At 64.0% G+C, this 20,532-nt stretch carries 20 protein-coding genes and 2 pseudogenes; 16 read left to right on the top strand and 6 right to left on the bottom strand.

All coding sequences use genetic code 11. The annotated features are described in order from the left end of the window. Nucleotides 1-34: 34 nt before the first annotated feature. The 12 genes from A6W98_RS15640 (at nt 35) to A6W98_RS20470 (ending at nt 13,929) form a co-directional block, all read left to right on the top strand. Nucleotides 35-3,433: a transglutaminase family protein gene (locus A6W98_RS15640; RefSeq protein ID WP_042463001.1), complete on the top strand. Its 3,399-nt coding sequence runs from the start codon at nt 35-37 to the stop codon at nt 3,431-3,433. A gap of 1 nt (nt 3,434) precedes the next feature. Continuing rightward, nucleotides 3,435-5,837: a circularly permuted type 2 ATP-grasp protein gene (locus A6W98_RS15635; protein WP_042462998.1), complete on the top strand. Its 2,403-nt coding sequence runs from the start codon at nt 3,435-3,437 to the stop codon at nt 5,835-5,837. Nucleotides 5,838-5,857: 20 nt separating this feature from the next. Continuing rightward, the gene (locus tag A6W98_RS15630) at nt 5,858-6,736 is read left to right on the top strand and encodes a transglutaminase family protein (protein WP_081251967.1); all 879 of its coding nucleotides are present in this window, start codon (nt 5,858-5,860) and stop codon (nt 6,734-6,736) included. A gap of 256 nt (nt 6,737-6,992) precedes the next feature. Further along, nucleotides 6,993-7,286, top strand: coding sequence for a hypothetical protein (locus A6W98_RS15625; protein WP_042462996.1), 294 nt, complete (start codon nt 6,993-6,995; stop codon nt 7,284-7,286). After that, nucleotides 7,283-7,651, top strand: coding sequence for a response regulator (locus tag A6W98_RS15620; RefSeq protein ID WP_042462994.1), 369 nt, complete (start codon nt 7,283-7,285; stop codon nt 7,649-7,651). Before A6W98_RS15625 ends, A6W98_RS15620 begins: the two co-directional genes overlap by 4 nt. A 3-nt stretch (nt 7,652-7,654) precedes the next feature. After that, nucleotides 7,655-9,829 carry a chemotaxis protein CheA gene (locus A6W98_RS15615; RefSeq protein ID WP_042462992.1) on the top strand — a complete coding sequence of 725 codons (2,175 nt, stop codon included), beginning with the start codon at nt 7,655-7,657 and terminating at the stop codon, nt 9,827-9,829. Next, nucleotides 9,804-10,271, top strand: coding sequence for a chemotaxis protein CheW (locus A6W98_RS15610; RefSeq protein WP_042462990.1), 468 nt, complete (start codon nt 9,804-9,806; stop codon nt 10,269-10,271). Before A6W98_RS15615 ends, A6W98_RS15610 begins: the two co-directional genes overlap by 26 nt. Then, nucleotides 10,268-11,137 carry a CheR family methyltransferase gene (locus tag A6W98_RS20480; protein ID WP_072071709.1) on the top strand — a complete coding sequence of 290 codons (870 nt, stop codon included), beginning with the start codon at nt 10,268-10,270 and terminating at the stop codon, nt 11,135-11,137. Before A6W98_RS15610 ends, A6W98_RS20480 begins: the two co-directional genes overlap by 4 nt. A 31-nt stretch (nt 11,138-11,168) precedes the next feature. After that, the gene (locus A6W98_RS15605) at nt 11,169-11,555 is read left to right on the top strand and encodes a response regulator (RefSeq protein WP_042462987.1); all 387 of its coding nucleotides are present in this window, start codon (nt 11,169-11,171) and stop codon (nt 11,553-11,555) included. Continuing rightward, nucleotides 11,552-11,920 (top strand): hypothetical protein, encoded by a 369-nt coding sequence (locus tag A6W98_RS15600; protein ID WP_155734828.1) that lies wholly within the window; start codon nt 11,552-11,554, stop codon nt 11,918-11,920. The genes A6W98_RS15605 and A6W98_RS15600 overlap by 4 nt, the downstream gene beginning before the upstream one ends. Nucleotides 11,921-12,376: 456 nt before the next feature. Next, complete coding sequence (locus tag A6W98_RS20475) at nt 12,377-13,369, top strand: CheB methylesterase domain-containing protein (RefSeq protein WP_072071708.1); 993 nt, start codon at nt 12,377-12,379, stop codon at nt 13,367-13,369. Then, nucleotides 13,366-13,929 carry a chemotaxis protein CheD gene (locus A6W98_RS20470; protein ID WP_072071707.1) on the top strand — a complete coding sequence of 188 codons (564 nt, stop codon included), beginning with the start codon at nt 13,366-13,368 and terminating at the stop codon, nt 13,927-13,929. Before A6W98_RS20475 ends, A6W98_RS20470 begins: the two co-directional genes overlap by 4 nt. A gap of 91 nt (nt 13,930-14,020) precedes the next feature. Here A6W98_RS20470 and A6W98_RS20465 read toward each other — a convergent pair. The 5 genes and pseudogenes from A6W98_RS20465 to A6W98_RS15580 all read right to left on the bottom strand — a co-directional run. Further along, nucleotides 14,021-14,170, bottom strand: a pseudogene (locus A6W98_RS20465) (integrase core domain-containing protein); the annotation flags it as partial. 34 nt (nt 14,171-14,204) lie between these two features. After that, nucleotides 14,205-15,026 (bottom strand): IS3 family transposase, encoded by an 822-nt coding sequence (locus A6W98_RS15595; protein ID WP_042456999.1) that lies wholly within the window; start codon nt 15,024-15,026, stop codon nt 14,205-14,207. Next, nucleotides 15,023-15,340 (bottom strand): DUF1153 domain-containing protein, encoded by a 318-nt coding sequence (locus A6W98_RS15590; RefSeq protein ID WP_042456997.1) that lies wholly within the window; start codon nt 15,338-15,340, stop codon nt 15,023-15,025. The genes A6W98_RS15595 and A6W98_RS15590 overlap by 4 nt, the downstream gene beginning before the upstream one ends. A 47-nt stretch (nt 15,341-15,387) precedes the next feature. Then, a pseudogene (locus A6W98_RS22015) lies at nt 15,388-15,807 on the bottom strand (IS3 family transposase); the annotation flags it as partial. 251 nt (nt 15,808-16,058) lie between these two features. Beyond that, a complete protein-coding gene (locus tag A6W98_RS15580) occupies nt 16,059-16,445 on the bottom strand; it encodes a rhodanese-like domain-containing protein (protein WP_042462983.1) in 387 nt (128 codons plus the stop codon). Between the two features lie 249 nt (nt 16,446-16,694). On the opposite strand from A6W98_RS15580, the gene tatA reads away from it, so the two are divergent. Genes tatA through A6W98_RS15560 form a run of 4 tightly spaced genes read left to right on the top strand, consistent with a single transcriptional unit; the run spans nt 16,695 to nt 19,146 of the window. Beyond that, complete coding sequence (gene tatA, locus A6W98_RS15575; protein WP_042462981.1) at nt 16,695-16,907, top strand: twin-arginine translocase TatA/TatE family subunit; 213 nt, start codon at nt 16,695-16,697, stop codon at nt 16,905-16,907. A gap of 24 nt (nt 16,908-16,931) precedes the next feature. Then, nucleotides 16,932-17,396 (top strand): Sec-independent protein translocase protein TatB, encoded by a 465-nt coding sequence (gene tatB, locus A6W98_RS15570; protein WP_042462978.1) that lies wholly within the window; start codon nt 16,932-16,934, stop codon nt 17,394-17,396. Beyond that, on the top strand, nt 17,393-18,274 hold the full coding sequence (tatC, locus tag A6W98_RS15565) for a twin-arginine translocase subunit TatC (protein ID WP_042462974.1): 882 nt from the start codon (nt 17,393-17,395) through the stop codon (nt 18,272-18,274). The genes tatB and tatC overlap by 4 nt, the downstream gene beginning before the upstream one ends. Then, on the top strand, nt 18,271-19,146 hold the full coding sequence (locus A6W98_RS15560) for an ATP-binding protein (protein ID WP_042462971.1): 876 nt from the start codon (nt 18,271-18,273) through the stop codon (nt 19,144-19,146). Before tatC ends, A6W98_RS15560 begins: the two co-directional genes overlap by 4 nt. A gap of 124 nt (nt 19,147-19,270) precedes the next feature. On the opposite strand, the gene A6W98_RS15555 is transcribed toward A6W98_RS15560, so the two are convergent. Then, a complete protein-coding gene (locus A6W98_RS15555; protein WP_075788330.1) occupies nt 19,271-20,464 on the bottom strand; it encodes a peptidoglycan DD-metalloendopeptidase family protein in 1,194 nt (397 codons plus the stop codon). Between the last annotated feature and the right edge of the window lie 68 nt (nt 20,465-20,532).

Raw genomic sequence — 20,532 nt, 5'->3', positions numbered from 1 at the left:
CTGCCGCAGAGCTGCGCTAAGGTTTGGATCCTCCATGGCGATCACCGCGACCATCCGGCACCTGACCCATTATCGCTATGACCGTCTCGTGACGCTGGGGCCTCAGGTGATCCGGCTGCGGCCCGCGCCGCATAGCCGGACCCGGGTGATCTCGCATTCGCTGAAGGTCTCGCCCGGCGGACATTTCGTCAACCACCAGCAGGACCCCTATGGCAACTGGCTGTCGCGCTTCGTCTTTCCCGAGCCGGTGCGCGAGCTGAGGATCGAGGTCGATCTGGTCGCCGACATGACGGTCTACAACCCGTTCGATTTCTTCGTCGACGAGACGGCCGAGGACTGGCCCTTCGACTATCCGGCCGATCTGGCGGAGGACCTGTCGATCTACCGGAGCCCCGAGCCCGCGGGCGCGCGGATGCAGGCCTTCCTGGCCTCGGTCCCGCGCAAGAAGATCCGGACCATCGATTTCCTCGTCGCGCTGAACGCGCGGCTGGAACGCGAGATCGACTACCTGATCCGGATGGAGCCCGGGGTGCAGAGCCCTGAAGAGACGCTGAGGCTGACATCCGGGTCCTGCCGCGACACCAGCTGGCTGCTGGTGCAGGTGCTGCGCCATCTGGGCTTTGCCGCGCGCTTCGTCTCGGGCTATCTGATCCAGCTGAAACCCGATCTGGTGGCGCTGGACGGGCCTGCGGGCACCGATCACGACTTCACCGACCTGCATGCCTGGACCGAGGTCTTCCTGCCCGGCGCGGGCTGGGTCGGGCTGGATCCGACCAGCGGGCTTCTGACCGGCGAAAGCCATATCCCTCTGGCCGCGACGCCGCATTACCGTAACGCCGCGCCGATCTCGGGGATGGCAAGCCCGGCCGAGGTCGATTTCCGCTTTCACATGGAGGTGCATCGCACCGCCGAGCATCCCCGCATCACCAGACCATTCCCCGAGGATGCCTGGCAGGCGCTGGATGCGCTGGGCCAGAAGGTCGATGCCCGGATCGCGGCGCAGGACATGCGGCTGACCATGGGCGGCGAGCCCACCTTCGTCTCGATCGACGATTTCGAGGCCGAGGAATGGAACACGGGCGCCGTCGGCCCGATGAAGCGCGGGCTCGCCGACCGGCTGATCCGGCGGTTGCGCGACCGCTTCGCGCCCGGGGGCTTTCTGCATTACGGGCAGGGCAAGTGGTATCCGGGCGAGACGCTGCCGCGCTGGACCTTCTCGCTTTACTGGCGCCGCGACGGGGTGCCGGTCTGGAACAATCCGGACCTCATCGCCGAAGAGACCCACACCGGCGCCACCGCCGAGGATGCCGGACGTTTCCTGTCGGGGCTGGCCGAGGCCATCGGCGTGGGGGCGGAGTATGTCCAGGCCGCCTATGAGGACCCGGTGGAATGGATCCTCAGGGAAGCCGATCTGCCGGTCAACGTCACCCCCGAGGATGCGAAGCTGAAGGATCCCGAGACCCGTGCCCGGATCGCCCGGGTCTTCAGCCGCGGCCTGGATACCCCTGCGGGCTTTGCCCTGCCGATCCAGCGCTGGCAGTCGAAGGCGGCCGCCGGGCGCTGGCGGTCGGAACGCTGGAAGACGCGGCGCGGGCATCTCTTCCTGATCCCCGGCGACAGCCCGGTGGGCTTTCGCCTGCCGCTGGGGTCGCTGCCCTTCGTGCCGCCCTCGGCCTATCCTTACGTCTATCCGGCCGATCCCTCGGCCTCCTCCGGTCCGCTGCCCGATTTCCATGCCGGGCGCGAGGACCGCCGCCTTGCCCTGATGCAGGAACTCGAGAGGATCGCCCGCGAGCAAGAGACCGCCGCCATGCCCGCCGCGACGCCGGGCCGGACCCAGCCGGTGTCGGAGCCGCAGGCTGCGGGGCCGCGCCAGACCGTGATCGAACAGGGCGTCGATCCGAAGGCTGAGGCCGTGCGCACCGCCATCGCGGTCGAGCCGCGCGACGGACGGCTCTGTCTCTTCATGCCGCCGGTCGAGGCGCTGGAGGATTACCTGGAGCTTCTGGCCGCGGCCGAGGATACCGCCGCGACGCTGGGCCTGCCGATCCATGTCGAGGGCTACACCCCGCCCCAGGATGCGCGGATGAACGTGATCCGGGTCGCCCCCGATCCCGGCGTGCTCGAGGTCAATGTCCAGCCTGCGCAGAGCTGGGAGGACTGCAAGGCGATCACCTTCGGGGTCCATGAAGAGGCGCGGCAGTGCCGGCTGGGCGCCCAGAAGTTCATGATTGACGGCAGGCATTGCGGCACGGGCGGCGGCAACCATGTCGTGGTGGGCGGCGCCACGCCGATGGACTCGCCCTTCCTCAGGCGGCCCGATCTCCTGCGCTCGCTGATCCTCTACTGGCAGCGCCATCCCAGCCTGTCCTATCTGTTCTCGGGGCTTTTCATCGGCCCGACCAGCCAGGCGCCCCGCATCGACGAGGCCCGCCATGACAGCCTTTACGAGCTGGAAATCGCGCTGAGCCAGGTTCCCGATCCGGGCGAGGGCACGGCGACACCGCCCTGGCTGGTGGACCGGCTGTTGCGCAACATCCTGATCGACGTGACCGGCAATACCCACCGCACGGAGATCTGCATCGACAAGCTGTTTTCGCCCGACGGGCCGACAGGGCGGCTGGGGCTGGTCGAGTTCCGCGGCTTCGAGATGCCGCCCGATGCCAGGATGAGCCTCGCCCAGCAGGTGCTGATCCGGGCGATCCTGTCGCGGCTCTGGGACGATCCGGTCAAGGGCGCACCGATACGCTGGGGCACGGCGCTGCATGACCGGTTCATGCTGCCGCATTTCGTCTGGGCCGATTTCATGGAGGTTCTGCGCGACCTGCGGGACCATGGCTTTGCCTTCCGCACCGACTGGTACGAGGCGCAGGCCGAGTTCCGTTTCCCATTCTGCGGCGAGGTCGAATACGAGGGCGTGCATCTGGAATTGCGCCAGGCGCTGGAGCCCTGGCATGTGCTGGGCGAGCGCGGCGCCATCGGCGGCACGGTGCGCCATACCGACAGCTCGGTCGAGCGGATGCAGGTCAGGCTGACGACGACCAACCCGGGCCGCTACTCCGTCACCTGCAACCGCCGTGCGGTGCCGCTGGCCGAGACCGGGACCGGCGGCCTGCGGGTCGGCGGCGTGCGCTTCAAGGCCTGGCAGCCCGCCGAGGCGCTGCATCCGGTTCTGCCGGTCAATGCGCCGCTGGTCTTCGACATCTACGATGCCTGGTCGGGCCGGGCGCTGGGCGGCTGCACCTATCACGTCGCCCATCCCGGCGGGCGCAGCTATGACACCTTCCCGGTCAATGCCAACGAGGCCGAGGCGCGACGGCTCGCGCGGTTCGAGAAGATGGGGCATCATGCAGGCCAGTACCGGCCCGTTCCCGACCCCGTGCATCCCGAATTCCCGATGACGCTCGATCTGCGCCGCCCGCCCGGACCATGACATGACGGCACCCGAAGACACTGCCGAAGACCCGGTTCTCGCGCTGTTGCAGGGCTACAGCCCGCCGAATGGCGTGGCCGACGAGCTCTTGCGCCCCGATGGCAGCCTGCGCCCGGTCTGGCGGCCGCTGATCGAGCTTCTGGCGCGGCAGAGCCCCGAGCAGATGGCCGAGCGGTTCGCGCGCGGCGATCAGTACCTGCACGATGCGGGGGTCTATTACCGCCAGCACACCCAGAACGGCTCGGCGCTGCGCGACTGGCCGCTGTCGCATGTGCCGGTGGTGATCGACGGGGCGGAATGGCAGGGCCTGGTCGAGGGCATCGTGCAGCGGGCCGACCTGCTGGAACGGGTGATGGCCGATCTCTACGGCACGGGCGATCTGGTCGCGAACGGGCTTTTGCCGGCCGAGCTGATCGCGCGCAATCCCGAATGGCTGCGCCCGGTGGTGGGGATCCGGCCGCCATCGGGCCATTTCCTGCATTTCCTGGCCTTCGAGGTCGGGCGTTCGCCGGACGGGTCCTGGCTGGTGCTGGGCGACCGCACCCAGGCGCCCTCGGGCTCGGGTTTCGCGCTGGAGAACCGGATGGCGACCAGCCGGGTGTTCCAGGATCTCTTTCCCGCGGCCAATGTCGAGCGGCTGGCGGGGTTTTTCCGCGCCCATCGCAACGCGATGACGGCGCTGAAGGCGGGGGGCGAGGGCAAGGTCGCGATCCTGACGCCCGGGCATCATTCGGACACCTATTTCGAGCATGCCTATATCGCGCGCTATCTGGGGCTTCTGCTGCTGGAATGCGAGGATCTGAAGCTCGAGCGGGGGCGGCTGATGGTGCGCACCATCCATGGGCCGCAGCCGGTCAGCGTGCTGTGGCGGCGGCTCGATTCGCGCTTTGCCGACCCGCTGGAACTGGACGAGAATTCGGCGCTGGGCACGCCGGGCATGCTGGCGGCGCTGCGCGCGCAGGACGTCACCATGCTGAACTGTCTCGGCTCGGGCGTGCTGGAGGCCCGGGCGCTGATGGCCTTCCTGCCGAGGATCTGCGAAAAGCTGATGGGCGCGGCCCTGAAGCTGCCCAACATCGCCACCTGGTGGTGCGGGCAGGACTGGGAACGCAGCTATGTCTACGAGAACCTGCACCGGATGATGATCGGCCGGGCGCTGTCCTCGGACCTGCCCTTCGAGGTCGATGCCTCGACGGCCCTTGGCGGCGATTTCCGCGGCACCGCGCGGCGGCCGATCGGCGAATGGCTGGAACGGGACGGACCCGATCTGGTGGGGCAGGAGGCGGTGACGCTGTCGACGACGCCCGCGATGATCGATGGCCGGCTTCTGCCGCGGCCGGCGCTGATCCGGGTCTTTGCCACCCGGACGCCCGGGGGCTGGGTGGTGATGCCCGGCGGCTATGCCCGGATCGGGCGGTCGGGCGATCCGACCGCACTGGGCATGAAGAATGGCGGCTCGGTCGCCGATGTCTGGGTCACGAGCGAGCGGCCGGTCGAACCCGAGACGCTGACCGGGCCGGGCGAGGGGCCCTTCCTGCGGCGCGCGCCCAGCCTGTTGCCGAGCCGGGCGGCCGACAACCTGTTCTGGCTCGGTCGCTATATCGAACGCGCCGAGGCCCGGGTGCGGGAGCTGCGCGCCTATCATCTGCGATTGTCGGAGGGCGGCGATCCGGACTTGCCGCTGGTGGCGCGGCTCGGTGCCTTCATCGAGGGGTTCGGGGTCGATATCGGCGAGCCGGTCCCGGCCGCGGTGCTGGAGCTTTTCGAGGCCGCCCAGAGCTGTGCCGGCAAGGTCCGCGACCGGTTTTCGACCGATGGCTGGCATGCGCTGACCGATCTGTCCTTCACCGCGCGGGGCCATTTCAGTCGCGTGCCTCCCGGCGATCCGGCGGTCAGGGCGATGGGCGAGCTGCTGCGCAAGCTTGCCGGGTTTTCGGGGCTGGTGCATGAGAACATGTTCCGCTCGTCGGGCTGGCGCTTCCTGACGATGGGGCGCGCGCTGGAGCGGGCCGACCAGATGATCTCGCTGCTGACGGTCTTTGCCGATCCGGCCCAGCCGGCCGGCGGGTTCGACGTGGCGATCGAGGTCGGCGACAGCGTGATGACCCATCGTCGCCGCTATTCCGTCCATACCGACCGCAACACCCTGATCGACCTTCTGGGGCTGGATATCGGTAATCCGCGCTCCGTGCTCTTCCAGCTCGATCTTGTGCGCGAGCAGGAGCGGATGCTGGCGCGGAGCGCCCCCGGCGAGCCGATGTCCGACCTGGCCCGGGCGATCCTGCTGCTGCATACCGAGCTGTCGGCGGCGGTGCCCGAGGATATCGGTCCCGACCGGCTTTACCGGTTTCAGCAGGACGTCCGCGACATCTCGACATTGCTGACCCAGCGTTACCTGAGCTAGAGTTCCGGGAGGGACCGCGCGTGCCGATCGAATACGACATCCGCCTTGAAATCGGCTATGTCTATGACAGCCCGGCCGCCTCGACCCGCACGCTTCTGCGGATGCTGCCGCTGACCAATGGCGAGCAGACGCTGATTTCGGGCCGGGTCTCGGCCGATCCGGATCCGGATTTCCGGCGCGACGGGACCGATTTCTTCGGCAATGCCACCACAGAGATCGCCCATGACGCCGGCCAGACCGAGTTCCGCTTCCGCTTCAAGGGCCGGGTGCGGCGGATCCCGCGCGGCACCACGCTCGACCTTTCCTGCGGGCTGGGGGCGCTCGGGGCCGAGCTGCAGTCGATCCACAGCATTCTGCCGATGTCGCCGCATCACTTTCTGGGCGCCTCCGAACGGATCCGGCACGAGCCCGAGATCGCGGCCTTCGCCGAAGAGCTGACCGGGCCCGACATGTCGGTTCTGGCGGCGCTGAAGGCGGTGTCGCATGCCATTCACGAGCGATTCGATTTCGACCCTGAGGCGACCGAGGTGTCGACGCTTCCGATCGAGGCGTTCCGGAACCGGCGCGGGGTCTGTCAGGACATCAGTCAGGTCACCATCGCGTCGCTGCGCGCGATCGGGATCCCGGCCGGCTATGTCAGCGGCTTTCTGCGGACCGTTCCGCCGCCCGGGCAGTCGCGGCTGGAAGGGGCGGATGCCATGCATGCCTGGGTCAGGGCCTGGTGCGGGGTCGAAACCGGCTGGGTCGAGATCGACCCCACCAATGACATGCTGGCCGGTCCCGATCATATCGCGGTCGCGATCGGGCGCGATTACGCGGATGTGGCGCCGGTCAAGGGCTCGTCGCGGACCTCGGGCTCGCATCGGACGGATCACAAGGTGGATGTGATCCCGCTCTAGCCGCGATGCCGGAGATCCGGCGCAGACCTGCCGTTATTGCGACCAATTTTCGACGATTCGACAGGTCATCTCCGGCCCCGTCGCGCTTCGGAAGAATTCCGGCCGGATCCGCCTGTCCGTCTGACGGAGGTCGCGGCGGGGCAATCGCAAGGACAGGCCCCCGCGATCCTGGCTTCCGCCATTCATCACTTCTTAGGCTCTGCGGGGGTATTCACTTTTGAGCAGAGCGTACGTTGCAGGAACTCGAGGGATCGGAATGGAATCCGAATGCCAGTATGACCTCGACATCACCGATCCGGCCTGGTCGGAAGACGCAGGTGGTGTCATGAAATCCGTCTTGGAGGCGGCGCCGAAGAAGCTCCTTGTGCAGGCGGCCGAGGCGCCCGCCCAGAGCGCGCTTTCGGCCCAGCTTCTTCTATTCCTCAGACAATATGTGGAATCCAGCGGCGGCACCTTTTCGGTTGCCGACGCCTCGCCGGCCTTTTCCGAAGGACTGAGCCTTCTCGGCCTGCATGACATGATCCTTGGTACTGCGGAGGCCCAGCAATGATCAACATCCTTGCCATAGACGACTCGCTGACGATCCGCGAGATGGTGCGGGAAACGCTCAGTTCCGCCGGCTTTGCGGTGACGACGGCGAATGACGGTCAGGACGGTGTCGACCAGTTCTCGAAGGACCGCTACGACGCGGTCATCACCGACATCAACATGCCCAAGATGGACGGCTTCGGCGTGATCGAGCATATCCGCGGCGGCGGCACCAATGCGCGCGTGCCGATCCTGGTGCTGACCACCGAAAGCGGCGCCTCGCTGAAGGAACGTGCCCGTGCGGCCGGGGCGACCGGCTGGATCGTCAAGCCGTTTCAGGACGAAGGCCTGATCAGCGTGATCCGCCGGGTCACGGGGGCGCGCTGAGCCATGTCCCGCGACGATCTCAAGGCCACATTCTTCGCCGAGTGCGAAGACCTTCTGGACCAGCTTTCGGAAGGCACCGGCGAGCTGGAGGACGGAACGGCCACCGAGGAGACGGTTCACGCCATCTTCAGGGCTGTCCATTCGATCAAGGGTGCTGCCGGGGCTTTCGCCCTCGACACGCTGGTCAAGTTCGCCCATCGCCTGGAAACGGTGCTGGACCGCTTGCGCTCGGGGTCGCTGGTCCTCGATCCGGACTCGTTGCAGGTCATCCTGCGCTCGGGCGACATGCTGGCCGAACTGGTCGAGCTGGCACAGGCCGAAAGCGACGAGGAACCGCCGCAGATGGCCGAGCTCATCGAAAGCCTGGTCGCGCTTTCGGGGGCGGAAGAAGGCGGCCCCTCGGCGCCCGAACCCGACGAGGCGTTCGAGTTCGCGCCCGTCGCCTTCATGCCGATGTCCTTCGACGCCCCCGACGAGGAGCCCGAAGACGTCTACAAGATCCGCGTGCCCGCGATTGCCGACCTCTTTCGCAACGGTCATGATCCTTTTCTTCTCTTCTCCGAACTGGTCGCTTTGGGCCAGCTCGAGGTCTCCTGTGATGCCTCGGCCCTGCCTGTCTCCGAGGCATTCGATCCGGATCACTGCTACCTCTGCTGGGAACTGACGCTTACCGGCACGATGACCGAGGCCAGCATCCGCGATGCCTTTGTCTTCCTCGACGATATTTGCGAGATCGAGCAGGTTTCCGGCGGATCGGCCGCTTTGGGGGGCGACCTTCCCGGGCTTCAAAGCGAGGAAGGTCCCATGAGCGTTTCCGAGCCTGAAAACCCTTCCCTCCCGCAGGTCGCAGCTGAAGAAGCTGCGGCAGAACCGGCCACAGCGGCGTCTGCGACGTCCGAGCCGGCTGCGGCCGAAAAATCCAAGGCGGCGAAGCCCGCTGCGTCGATGCCCCAGACGACTCTTCGCGTCGACCCGGAACGGGTCGACCGGCTGATCAACACGGTGGGCGAGCTGATCATCAACCAGGCGGTGATCACGCAGAAGCTCCTGGCCTCCGGGATGGCGTCCAATTCGGACATCATGAGCGATCTCGACGATTACCAGTATCTTGCGCGCGAGCTTCAGGAGGGGGTGATGGCGATCCGCGCCCAGCCGGTGAAGCCATTGTTCCAGCGGATGCAGCGGATCGTTCGCGAGGCGGCGTATGGTTTGGGGAAGGACGTCGCGCTGATCTCGGAGGGCGAGTCGACGGAAGTCGACAAGACCCTGGTCGAACGTCTGGCCGAGCCGTTGACGCACATGATCCGCAACGCGGTGGATCATGGCATCGAAAGCTCCGAGAAACGCACGGCTGCCGGGAAACCGGCCCAGGGGACGATCAAGCTCTCTGCGGCACATTGCTCTGGCGATGTGCTGATCGAGATCTCCGATGACGGTGCCGGGCTCAATCGCAAGCGCATCTTCGAGAAGGCGGCAAGTCAGGGCCTGATCGCGGCAGACGCGAAGATGACAGATGCCGAGATCGACAATCTACTTTTCATGGCCGGGTTTTCGACGGCCGAGAAGGTGACCAACCTGTCGGGGCGCGGTGTCGGGATGGATGTGGTGAAGACCGCCATCACCTCGCTTGGCGGTCGCATCTCGATCAGCAGCCGTCCGGGGTTGGGCACGAAATTCTCGATCGCCCTTCCGCTGACCCTCGCTGTGATGGACGGAATGGTCATCCATGCGGCCGGCGAAACGCTGGTGGCGCCGCTTTCGAGCGTGGTCGAGACGATCCGCCCCAAGCCGAAGGATATTCTACCTTTTGGGCGGGAAGGACGACTGCTGTCGATACGCGGCACCTATGTTCCAATCGTGAACCTGGCCAAGCTTCTGGGTTTCCCGACGGATGCTGAAATCACTTCGGACAATATTCTGATCCTTATTCGCTCCGAGCAATCGGGTTTGGTCGCGCTCGCCGTCGATGATATCTCCGATCAACGTCAGGTCGTGATCAAGAGCCTCGAAGGAAATTACGGAGCGATCGAAGGAATTTCCGCTGCCACCATTCTGGGCGATGGCCGCATCGCCCTGATCATCGACACTGACGCCATCCTGTCCCTGGCCGGTCATTTTGGCCGGGATATGGCTTCCAGAGAGGAGATGGACTATGCCCAGACCGCAACAATGGGGTGATGACGACCTCCTGGAATTCGTCACTCTAAAGGCTGCAGGACAGAGTTTCTGCATTGAGATCACGCAAATTCGCGAAATCCGGAGGTGGACGCCGGTCACGGCGCTACCTCATGCCGAAGATGCGGTGCTCGGTGTGATGAACTTGCGCGGGGCGGTGATTCCGATCATCGACCTTGCTGCGCGCCTCGGTCTCGGTGAATGTGAGGCGTCGCCGCGCCATGTAATCATTGTTGTTGCGATCGGCTCGAAGACAATCGGTCTTCTGGTCGACTCGGTTTCCGAGATCCTGACAGTCGAAGGCAGCCAGATCTGCGACGCGCCGACCATGGGCGGTGGCGATATTCCGAATAGCATTCTGGGGCTGATCTCGATCGAAGAAGGCATGTCTCGTATTCTGGCGCCGGAGATTTTGGTGCCTCGTGGTCTGACGGATGCCGCATGAACGCTCCCTCGCCTTCGATGACCCCGCGCCGACGCTCTGATATCGTTTTCGAAGAAAGCGATTTTCAGAGGATAGCGGCATTTGCGAAGTCGGAATATGGCTTGCATCTCGAGCCGTCGAAAAAGGCCATGATCCATTCTCGACTTGGGAAAAGGATATCTGCTCTGAATCTCAAAGGATTCGCTGAGTATGATAAGTATCTGAAGGCAAATATCGAAGCGGAGAGCGAGCACTTCATTTCTGCTTTGACAACGAACGTCACGAATTTCTATCGTGAGAAACATCACTTCGAGCAGCTGCAAGCCGATGTTTTGCCAAAGCTCATCGAGCGCGCGCGATTAGGTGGACGAGTTCGACTCTGGTCTGCCGGTTGTTCCTCCGGGCCGGAACCCTACTCTTTGGCCGGAAGCGTTATCCTTCTCTGTCCCGAAGCGCCAAAGCTGAACATTCGAATTCTCGCGACAGATATCGATCCTTTCGTTCTGCGTCGGGCCGAGGCCGCGGTTTACAGCGACGAGGAGGCCAAAATTCCCCCGGGTGTCTGGGCTGATCAGGTGTTCGAGAAAGTCGTCGGAAAAAGAACGGAGTTTCGTGTGAGATCTGATGTTCATTCTCTTGTTTCGTTTCGACGGTTGAACATCAACGGCCCCTGGCCAATGTCAGGGCTTTTTGATGTGATCATGTGTCGAAATATGGCAATCTACTTTGATAGCCATACACAACAGACTCTCTGGCGCCGTCTCGCAGAGCAACTTGCTCCAGGCGGCATGCTGTTCATCGGTCATTCCGAGCGCGTATCCGGACCTGCCACCGCGCTGGTCGAGGCCGCCGGCGTGACGGCCTACAGAAAACGTTCCGCTTTGTAACTTGGAAGCGACAAGAGGAAAGGAATTACCGATGTCTCTCAAGGACAGTCTTAGGATCATGGTCGTTGACGACATGACCGTTAGTCGGGGGCTCGTGACCCAGGCATTGGAGGAACTTGGCATTTTCCACGTCGCGACCGAGGCAAGCGGCCGCGCCGCGCTGTCTAGACTCGCGGCCGATCCAGTTCACCTTGTGCTGGCCGATTACAACATGCCCGGAATGGACGGTTTGCAATTGCTCGAAGGGTTACGGCGCAACCGTTCGACACAGCGTATTGGCTATATTCTTGTGACAGGAACGCCGACCCCCGAACTTGTCCAGAAGGGGCAGCAACTTGGACTCAATAATATGGTGCGCAAACCGTTCACTACTGCGACCATGAAAAAGGCAATCGAAGCGGTGGTGGGGCGACTGTGACGCGTCACGACCTTCAACTTGTCAACGATGGTCCTCGCTTGCCGGAAATTATGGACGTTTTCGGCCATGAACTCCAGCATGCGGCGGAGCTTCTGCGACGTTACGAGAAAGCTGTCCTGGAACGGCAGGTGTCTCAGGCGGTGCGGCAGGGGGGCGCAAGCGAATTGCAACTCGTCGATCTGGTCATCCAGATCCTGGAGGATATGGCACCCTTCAGTCAGGATCTGGCGAAGCTCATGCCTGAGGAGACGCGTGTTCCAGAAAGCCTCATCGACCGGCTGCGCCTTGATCAACTGCGTGCAGTTATGGGCGGCGCAGAGATCCGGGACACCCCCCATTCCGGGGGAGATATCGACGTATTCTGATGTTTCAATGTGGGCCGGTGTAGAAAATGCTGACAGTAATAGTTTTTAAATCCGATGGCGACAAACTCGAACGTATAGCGTGGTACATCTTGGGGCGTGTGTGAAGCATTGTACAGCTGGTCGAGATGAGGCCATGGTCTTGGGGAAGAGAAAACCGAGGCTGTCGGTCAGTTACTTCCTGGTTTTTGTTAAGCCGTCGACGTGGCGAGAAGATCAAGTAAATGTTGCGGTAACGAATTTATATCGTGTTTGGCGAAGTCCTTGGTTTTCTTATGCGCATACCGTCGCTCCGCGCGCGCAAGGAATAGGACTTGTTCTTTGAAACGTTGCACCGGCTTTCTGGAGATGCCGTATGATCGAGATCATACGATGTTGTGTTGGTGCGGCTGAAAGTCACCGGCGGGTCTCAATTTGGTACCGGATGAAGCTCTAGGAGAGTGAAACAAGGATGGGGCCATGCGTGTAATGATTGCAGATGAACGGACGGAGACGAGAAACCGGATCGCGACCGCTGTCGAGCAGATGCGGGCGGTTTCGTTGGGGGCATGTGTATCGAATCTCAGCGAGGCCTACCACATTGCCGAGAGTCGTCCGCCGCAGGCAGTGATTGTTGCGGAGGCGCTGGCGCGCCTTGCCGAGTTTGAAGTGCTGCTGATGCTCTTCAAGGCGCTTGGGATTCGCTGCGTTGTTGTTAGTGAAACAGCGGCTGGCATGGCGCGCTTGCCGCCTTCGCTGATCCGTGAAGGCGTGGACGTAACGCATATTGACGCATCCGTCGAAGATTTGCGCCAGTGCCTTTTGCGTGTCCATTTGGGCCGAACCGCGCAAAACGCTTCCAGAAAGCAGTCTGATGCTGCAATGACGTTTCAACACGGACGTCTCGTCCTGCTGGGGGCGTCGACCGGCGGTGTTGATGCGCTTGTCAAAGTTCTTGAAGCTTTTCCGCCGAACTGTCCGCCGACATTGATCGTTCAACATACAAGCGAGTCCTTTAGTTCGGGACTGGCGCGCCTTCTTGATCGCAACACTGCCGCGACCGTGGAGGAGGCCCAGGACCAAGAGCCGTTAGTTCCGGGCCGCGTGCTGCTTGCTCCGGGCAAAACACACCATCTCGAGGTCGGGGTGACAGGGGCCCTTCGGTGTCGTCTCAGGCAAGGGCCGCTGCAAGCCGGTCACCGTCCGTCGGTAGACGCTCTATTTATGTCGGCGGTTCCTGTTGCGTCCAGGGTTTGCGCTGCCATTCTTACAGGAATGGGGCGAGATGGTGCTGAAGGCATGTTGGCGCTTCACCGCGCAGGTGCGCATACGATCGGACAGGACGAAAAGACATCTCTGGTCTACGGAATGCCTCGGGCGGCTTATGAGCTCGGCGGCGTTCGAGACAGACTGCCGCTCGCTTCGATTGGTCGGGCGGTTCTTGAAAACTGTAGCCGAAGGAGCGCGGCATGACACAGCAATCGCCAAGTCGGACACCCGGCAAAGACGCCTGGCCATCGCGTGTGCATTCGGTGGTACAGGGCGAATATCACGTATCGCGTGATCCTGATATCGTGCTCTCTACCGTTCTTGGCTCCTGTGTTGCAGCATGCATCTTCGATCCGCGTGTCGGACTGGGCGGAATGAACCACTTTCTGTTGCCTGGCGATGCAGAGTCGGGATCGACTGAACTGAAATACGGTGCCATGGCCATGGAGCTGCTTATAAATGAGTTGTTCAAGGCTGGTGCACGGCGATCCGATATGAAGGTGAAGCTTTTCGGGGGCGCGCGTGTTAGTGCCGCTTTCAGGGATATTGGTGCTCGAAATGTTGATTTCGCACGTTCTTACATTAGACGTGAGGGGTTCGAGGTCGTTTCTGAAAGTTTAGGTGGCATGCAAGCCCGGCGTCTCCACTTCAGGCCAGTGACCGGAGCTGCAAGATTGGTGCTCCTCCCCCCCACAGAGGCGCCGGCCGAAAAACGAATGCCGTTGCCAAAGGCGAAGGCCGATATCGACATCACTTTGTTTTAGGTTGCCTATGGCGCGAAATTGATATCGACGTCTATCAACAGGCTCTGGAGCTTCGCACCATCTGACCTGCTCCCCGTAGAGTCCGCGGTTATTAGTTCGCTCTGTTCAGGTTTTGGTCCTCTACTGACCGTTGGTGATACTCCCGCGGGGTGAGTCCGTGGAGGCTCGAATGCGGGCGGTGGTGATTGTAATCCTCGCGCCAAGCCGCGATCAGGTCTCGGGCATGGCGCAAGTTGGCAAACATGTTTGTATCGACCCAGCTGAATCTGCTTAGGTTAAGCCGCTAATGTGAATGCCTCGGCAGGCGTGCGCATGGCAAGGGCCTGATGAGGGCGGCGTTTGTTGTAGAAGCTGATCCAGTCACCGATGACGCGCATCGCGTGCTGGATGGTCTCAAAACGGTGGCGATGCACGCATTGCTCCTTCAGCGTCCGGATGAAGCGTTCGACCATGCCGTTCTGGTGGGGACAGTGTGGGGTGATGAACTCCTGCTTCAGACCGTAGCTGCGGGCGATCTTGGTGAAGTGGTGGCTGGTGAAGACCAGACCGTTGTCCGACCTCAGCAGGAACTCTTTCTCGACCTTGCCCAAAGTGCCGAACCTGGCGATCAGGGCGTGCTCGAGGGCGGCGCTGGCGGTCGTGGCTTTGCCGGACTTCGACAGATGCCAGCCCAGCAACTCTCGGTTGTGGCAGTCGATCACCAACGCCAAGGAAGCCCAGCCGTCCTTGCCCGTCCAGATACGGGCGAGATCCGTCGACCAGCGCTCGTTCGGCGCAGCCGCAACCGACGGCACGGCCTGGATGCGAGGCCGCATGCCCACGGCACGCTTGCGCACCTGCCAGCCCTTGATCTGGAAGATCCGCTGCACGGTGTTCTTGTTGAACCCCAGGAGCCAAGCCACGGTCCGATAGCCAAAGGACGGCTCTTCCTCGATCAGCTTCTTGATCGGCTCGGAAAAGCGGGCCTCGACCTTAGGCGCAGCCTTCACCGGCTTGTAGTAGACCGTCCGCCTCGGGATGCCGAACCAGGCACACAGCTTGGCGACGGACACAACGACGCCCTCGGCAATGAGGCCCTGCTGGGTGCGACGGATCAATTCCCGTCCTGCGCATCCAGCAGGGCCTGCAGCTTTTTTCGCGCCCGCAGCTCCAGCATCGCCTCTCCATAGGCTTCCTGCAGGTCCCGGAGCTGCTTCTCGTATTGCTCGCGGATGTCGAGCGGGTTGGCGCGCAGCGAGTTCTCCATGCCGCGCTTGGCATCCTCGACCCAGCCCTCGATCTCGGAGGGCGTCAGGTCGAAGGACCGGCTTGCCTCCGACGCGGTCGTCTTGCCTTGGATGATCTCGATGACGAGCGCCGTTTTACGCTTCGCCGTCAACCGCTTGATGCTGTCGTCCATCGTCTTACTCATGGCTACGTTCTCCCTTGTAGCATGAGCAGGTTTTCAGTGGGTCGATACATCAGGGCTGACAGCTCCCGATCCACGCTGCGCCGGCTGATGAAGGTATCGACGACGGTCGCCAGGCATTCCTTGGTAACGTCGGCGATCACGTTCAGGATATGCAGGCGCCGGCTGGACGTGAGCTGATCATGCACGAAATCGACCGACCGGCGGACATTCGGCACTGCCTCCACGAGGAGGGCTGCCCGCGTGCCAGTGGCCTTCTTGCGGCCTCGCCTGCGCTTCACCGACAGCCCTTCTTCCCGGTAGAGGTGCTCGGTCTTCTTGCGGTTCTCCAGTAGGCCTTCCTAGCGCAGCAGGACGTGCAAGCGTCGATAGCTGTACCGCCGACGTTCCCCGGCTAGCTCGCGCATCCGCTCCCGGAGCCGGTTATCGCCCGGCCGCCGGGCGCAATACCGGATCATCGACCGATCAGCGCGGCATCGGGGTTGCCAGCGGCATGGCATTGTGCGGTTACCGCGATGTCGAAGGCGATATACCGAGAAGCCAGCGCTTCAAGCGCGCCACATCGGTGTCTATCACATCGACAGAGCCGTCGAGGCGCCATCAGTTCCAGCCCAATGCCAAAGCCAACATACAAACGGCCGGGGCAAGCGTCCACCATGGGCCTCAGAACGCTCGTACGGGCTGCGGGCGGCGTGATGCCGCCCGGCCGCGATGGGGCGGATCAGTCCGTCTTGGCGTTGACCCGGATCGGTGCGCCCGAGGCCATGTCGGTGCCGGTATAGGGTTTGAGCGCGGCCTTCCAGGCGGCAAAGCCACCTTCGAGATGTGCCACCCGGTCATGACCCGCGGCCAGCCAGGCCTCGGCGACCTTGCGCGAGCGCACTCCCGATCCGCAGTGAAACACCAGACGCTTGTCGCCGCCCTCCGGCAGGAAGGCCGGATCGAACCCCGCCAGCGGCAGCAGCAGCGCTCCGCGGATATGCTCGAACAGGTATTCCTGCGGCGTCCTCACGTCGATCGTCACCACCTCGCCGGCCGCCATTGCCGCCTCGAGGTCGTCGCAATCCCAGTGTTCCAGTACCTTGCCGTTAACGTCCTCGCTGTGCATCCGGTTCTCTCCATCCGTTATCTGCCGCGGTCCTGTCTGTCCCGCGACGGGAGAGTGAAAGGATTTCGCCCTCGCCCGCAAGGGGGCGCGGTGCGGAATGGCCCGGGTCAGGCAGGGCCAAACAGGTGGGGTAGGGGCAAATAATCGCGCCGCGCAGGGAGAATGGGTCTTTGAACCGGCGGCAAGACTCAATAGATGTGTCTCACCTGTATCGCAAGGGGGCCGGTCGCGCCCCCGAGGGAGAAGACCATGCTGAACAATATCGGCCTGCCGGGCCTTCTGCTGATCGCCGTCGTCGTGCTCGTGCTGTTCGGGCGCGGCAAGATCTCGTCGCTGATGGGCGAGGTCGGCAAGGGCATAACCGCCTTCAAGAAGGGTGTGAAGGAAGAGACCGAAGAGGCGCAGAAAAGCCTCGAATCCACCCGCGACGTCACCCCCGAGACCGAGAAAGACAAGGCGTAATCCGCCGCTTGCGAGCCTGATCCCATGTTCGATATCGGCTGGACTGAACTTCTGCTGATCGGCATCGTGGCGCTGATCGTCGTGGGTCCGAAGGACCTGCCCGGGATGTTCCGCACGCTTGGGCGTTTCACCGCCAAGGCGCGCAACATGGCGCGCGAGTTTCAGCGCGCGATGGACGATGCTGCGGATCAGAGCGGGGTCCGCGAGACCGTCGACGATCTCAAGGACATCGCCGATCCGCGCAAGCTCGGGCTCGATCGCCTGAACGAGGCCGCCGACCGGTTCGAGAAATGGGAGCCGAAGCTGCCCAAGCCCGGTGAAAGCGCCAGCCCGGCCACCGACGCGCGGGCGGCCAAGGCCGAGAAGATCCGCAGGGCCATGGCCGAGACGGGCGCGGCGAAGCGTGCCGCGCCGGAGGCCGCCGAGGGTGACGTTCCGGCGCCGGAAGACATCCCCGACAAGACGCCCGACAGAACGAGCGATGCATGACCCGGGATGACATTGACGATACCTCCGCGCCGCTGATCGAGCATCTTGCCGAGCTGCGCACCAGGCTGATCTATGCGCTGGCGGCCTTCGTCGCGGGGATGGTGGCCTGTTTCATGGTCTGGAACCCGCTCTTCAATGTCCTGACCCATCCGATCTGCTCGGCGCTGGCCGAGCGCGGGCAGGAATGCGGGCTCTATCTGATCAAGCTGCAGGAAGGCTTCTTCGTCGCGATCCAGATTTCGCTGGTCGGCGGCTTCGCCCTGGCCTTTCCGTTCATTGCCTTCCAGCTCTGGCGCTTCGTCGCGCCGGGGCTTTACCGTTCGGAAAAGCGGGCCTTCCTGCCATTCCTGCTGGCCTCGCCCTTCATGTTCATTCTGGGCGCCGCCTTCGCCTATTTCATCATCACGCCGCTGGCTTTCGACTTCTTCCTGGGCTTCCAGCAGGCGGGCTCGCTCGGGGCCGAGGGCGGCGGTCAGTCCGAAACGGCGGGCATCACCTTCCATGGTTCGGTGCAGGAATACCTGTCGCTGACGATCAAGTTCATCCTGGCCTTCGGGCTCTGCTTTCAGTTGCCGGTGCTTCTGACGCTGATGGGCAAGGCCGAGCTGGTCTCGGCAGCCGGGCTGGGCTCGGTGCGGAAATATGCGGTGGTGGGCATCCTCGTGCTCGCAGCGGTCGTCACGCCGCCCGATGTCATCACCCAGGTGATCTTGTTCACGGTGGTCTACGGGCTTTACGAGATTTCGATCCTGCTGGTGCGGCGCGGCGAGAAAACGCGCGAGAAAGAGCTGCGCGCCCAGGGACTGTGGTTCGACGACGATGAGGACGAGCCAGAGGAAGGGCCGGCGACCGGGCCTGAGGCAGAGTCCCGGCCATGACGGTGCAGAGCGCAGAGTCCCGCTTCGGCCCGGAGGCGGCCGACAGCCTGAAGCGCATCGCCGAGGCGCTGGAACGGCGCTTCCCCGCGCCGGCGGCGGCACCGGATTTCGCGGCGGCCGAGGCGTTTCTCTGGCATGTCGCGCCGGACCGGCTGAGCCCGGTTCCCGAGGTCAATCGGGTCGATCTGACGCTGCTGCAGGGTATCGACCGGTCGCGCGACACGCTGCTCGAGAACACCCGCCATTTCGCCCGGGGCCTGCCCGCCAATAACGCGCTTCTCTGGGGCGCACGCGGCATGGGCAAGTCGAGCCTTGTGAAGGCGGTCCATGCTGCTGTGGCGGCCGAGGGGTATCCGCTGAAGCTGGTCGAGGTTCAGCGCGAGGATCTGCCCTCGGTCGGGCGGCTGCTGGGGCTGCTGCGCGGGGCGGACGAACGCTTCGTGCTGTTTTGCGACGACCTGTCCTTCAGCCATGACGACCAGCATTACAAGTCGCTGAAGGCGGTTCTTGACGGCGGGATCGAGGGGCGGCCCGCCAATGTCGTCTTCTACGCCACCTCGAACCGGCGCCACCTGATGCCCCGCGACATGATCGAGAATGAACGTTCGACCGCGATCAGCCCCTCCGAGGCGACCGAAGAGAAGGTGTCGCTTTCCGACCGGTTCGGGCTCTGGCTCGGGTTCCACCCCTGCAGCCAGGACGAGTACCTGGCGATGATCGGCGCCTATTGCGCCGCGCATGGGATCGAGATCGACCCCGAGACGCTCCGCGCCGAGGCGATCGAATGGCAGGCCACCCGCGGGGCGCGCTCGGGGCGCGTCGCCTGGCAGTTCTTCAACGATCTCGCGGCGCGTCGCGGCGTCCGGATCTGACCGTCCGAGCTTCCGCTTCTTCTTGGTTCAAATACCCTTACCGGCGCCGCAGGCGCCGGTACTAAAATCTTCGACGAAGATTTTTGCCCGGAGGGCGCCCCGTTAGGGGGCGCCTCGCGGGCTCTTACGGTGTCAGATACGGCATCGGATCGACGCTTTCGAACCCCTTGCGAAGCTCGAAATGCAGGAAGGCGGGATTGCCCGAGCGCACCTGTGCCACGGTCTGGCCACGGGTGACCTTGGCCCCCTTCTGCACCGCGATCCCGTCGATATTGGCATAGACCGACAGCATGTTGTCGGCATGCCGGACGACGAGGATCGGGACCTGGTCGGTGTCGCGGGTGATCGCCGCCACGGTGCCGTCGGCGGCTGCCTTCACCGCGGTACCGGCCTTGGCCGAGATGTCGACGCCGTCATTCTTGCCCTTCTGATAGCCGCGGATGATGCTGCCCGAGACCGGCATCGCGAAGCGGGCTGTCGCGGCTGTCGCTTCCTTGGCCATCTGCGGCGAGGCCGGCACCGCTGGCTTGGCCGTGGTCTCGGGCCTGGGCAGCGGTGTTGCCGCCGAGGGCGGGGGAGAAACGGCCGAGCCCTGGCCGGGCTTCTCGGTGGTCTGCGCCGCCGCTGCCGCAGAAGCGCCAGCCGTCGCCGTGCCGCTCTGGCGGCGGGGCTCGCTTGCCACCGGGATCAGCAGATACTGGCCCTCGCGCACGGTCAGGTCGGGGCCGAGCCCGTTCCAGTCCGCCAGCGCGCGTGGCGTGACATTGTAAAGCCGGGCAATCGAATAGGCGGTCTCGCCGCGCGCCACCTTGTGGCGGACCGGCTCCTGCCCCGTGGGCTTGCTTGCCGCCGGGGCCGTGCCCCCCGCCCGGTCGAGCGCATCGCCCGCCAGCGTCGCGATATCGACCTGGCCCGCCGGGGTGATGGTGCCGTTGCCGGCCGGGGCCGCAGCGACGCCGCTGCCGGATTCGGCGACCCGGCGGGGCAGGGCGATGATCTCGCCGTTATTGAGCCTGGCCGTCTCGGAAATGCCGTTATAGCTGGCCAGCTCGGAGGCGGGCAGCCCGACCCGGCCGGCGACATCTGCCAGCCGGTCGCCATGCCGGGCGACCGCGACCTGATAGGTCGGGTAGGAGATCACGCCGCGCCGATCCGGCTCGGGCCGGGGGGCGGCCTCGACCCGCGGCGGTGTCGGGTTGTTGCCGAGATTGCGGAAATCATAGTCCCAGCCGCTTTCGCAGCCGGCGACCAGGGTCATCCCCAGGCCAAGGGCCAGAAGCCGGGCCGGCAACCGGCGGGCGGGGAAAATAAGGTCCATCGCTCGATCCTCGCTGCGTACGGGGCCCGTTTCGCCGGACCCTCGCGTCTCTCTTCTCTTGCCCCGGC

It is taken from the genome of Rhodovulum sulfidophilum DSM 1374 (assembly GCF_001633165.1).
Taxonomy (GTDB): Bacteria; Pseudomonadota; Alphaproteobacteria; order Rhodobacterales; family Rhodobacteraceae; genus Rhodovulum; species Rhodovulum sulfidophilum.
The sequence above is the reverse complement of the archived record's forward strand: the minus strand, read 5'-3'. Positions and strand labels throughout refer to the sequence as shown.

Coding starts and splice junctions, on each gene's coding strand:
- A6W98_RS20475 (WP_072071708.1), top strand. CDS start 12,377: ATGCGTGTAATGATTGCAGATGAACGGACGGAGACGAGAAACCGGATC.
- tatB (WP_042462978.1), top strand. CDS start 16,932: ATGTTCGATATCGGCTGGACTGAACTTCTGCTGATCGGCATCGTGGCG.
- tatA (WP_042462981.1), top strand. CDS start 16,695: ATGCTGAACAATATCGGCCTGCCGGGCCTTCTGCTGATCGCCGTCGTC.
- A6W98_RS15590 (WP_042456997.1), bottom strand. CDS start 15,340: ATGAGTAAGACGATGGACGACAGCATCAAGCGGTTGACGGCGAAGCGT.
- A6W98_RS15555 (WP_075788330.1), bottom strand. CDS start 20,464: ATGGACCTTATTTTCCCCGCCCGCCGGTTGCCGGCCCGGCTTCTGGCC.
- A6W98_RS15615 (WP_042462992.1), top strand. CDS start 7,655: ATGTCCCGCGACGATCTCAAGGCCACATTCTTCGCCGAGTGCGAAGAC.
- A6W98_RS15580 (WP_042462983.1), bottom strand. CDS start 16,445: ATGCACAGCGAGGACGTTAACGGCAAGGTACTGGAACACTGGGATTGC.
- tatC (WP_042462974.1), top strand. CDS start 17,393: ATGACCCGGGATGACATTGACGATACCTCCGCGCCGCTGATCGAGCAT.
- A6W98_RS15560 (WP_042462971.1), top strand. CDS start 18,271: ATGACGGTGCAGAGCGCAGAGTCCCGCTTCGGCCCGGAGGCGGCCGAC.
- A6W98_RS15640 (WP_042463001.1), top strand. CDS start 35: ATGGCGATCACCGCGACCATCCGGCACCTGACCCATTATCGCTATGAC.
- A6W98_RS15620 (WP_042462994.1), top strand. CDS start 7,283: ATGATCAACATCCTTGCCATAGACGACTCGCTGACGATCCGCGAGATG.
- A6W98_RS20470 (WP_072071707.1), top strand. CDS start 13,366: ATGACACAGCAATCGCCAAGTCGGACACCCGGCAAAGACGCCTGGCCA.
- A6W98_RS15625 (WP_042462996.1), top strand. CDS start 6,993: ATGGAATCCGAATGCCAGTATGACCTCGACATCACCGATCCGGCCTGG.
- A6W98_RS15605 (WP_042462987.1), top strand. CDS start 11,169: ATGTCTCTCAAGGACAGTCTTAGGATCATGGTCGTTGACGACATGACC.
- A6W98_RS15610 (WP_042462990.1), top strand. CDS start 9,804: ATGCCCAGACCGCAACAATGGGGTGATGACGACCTCCTGGAATTCGTC.
- A6W98_RS20480 (WP_072071709.1), top strand. CDS start 10,268: ATGAACGCTCCCTCGCCTTCGATGACCCCGCGCCGACGCTCTGATATC.
- A6W98_RS15635 (WP_042462998.1), top strand. CDS start 3,435: ATGACGGCACCCGAAGACACTGCCGAAGACCCGGTTCTCGCGCTGTTG.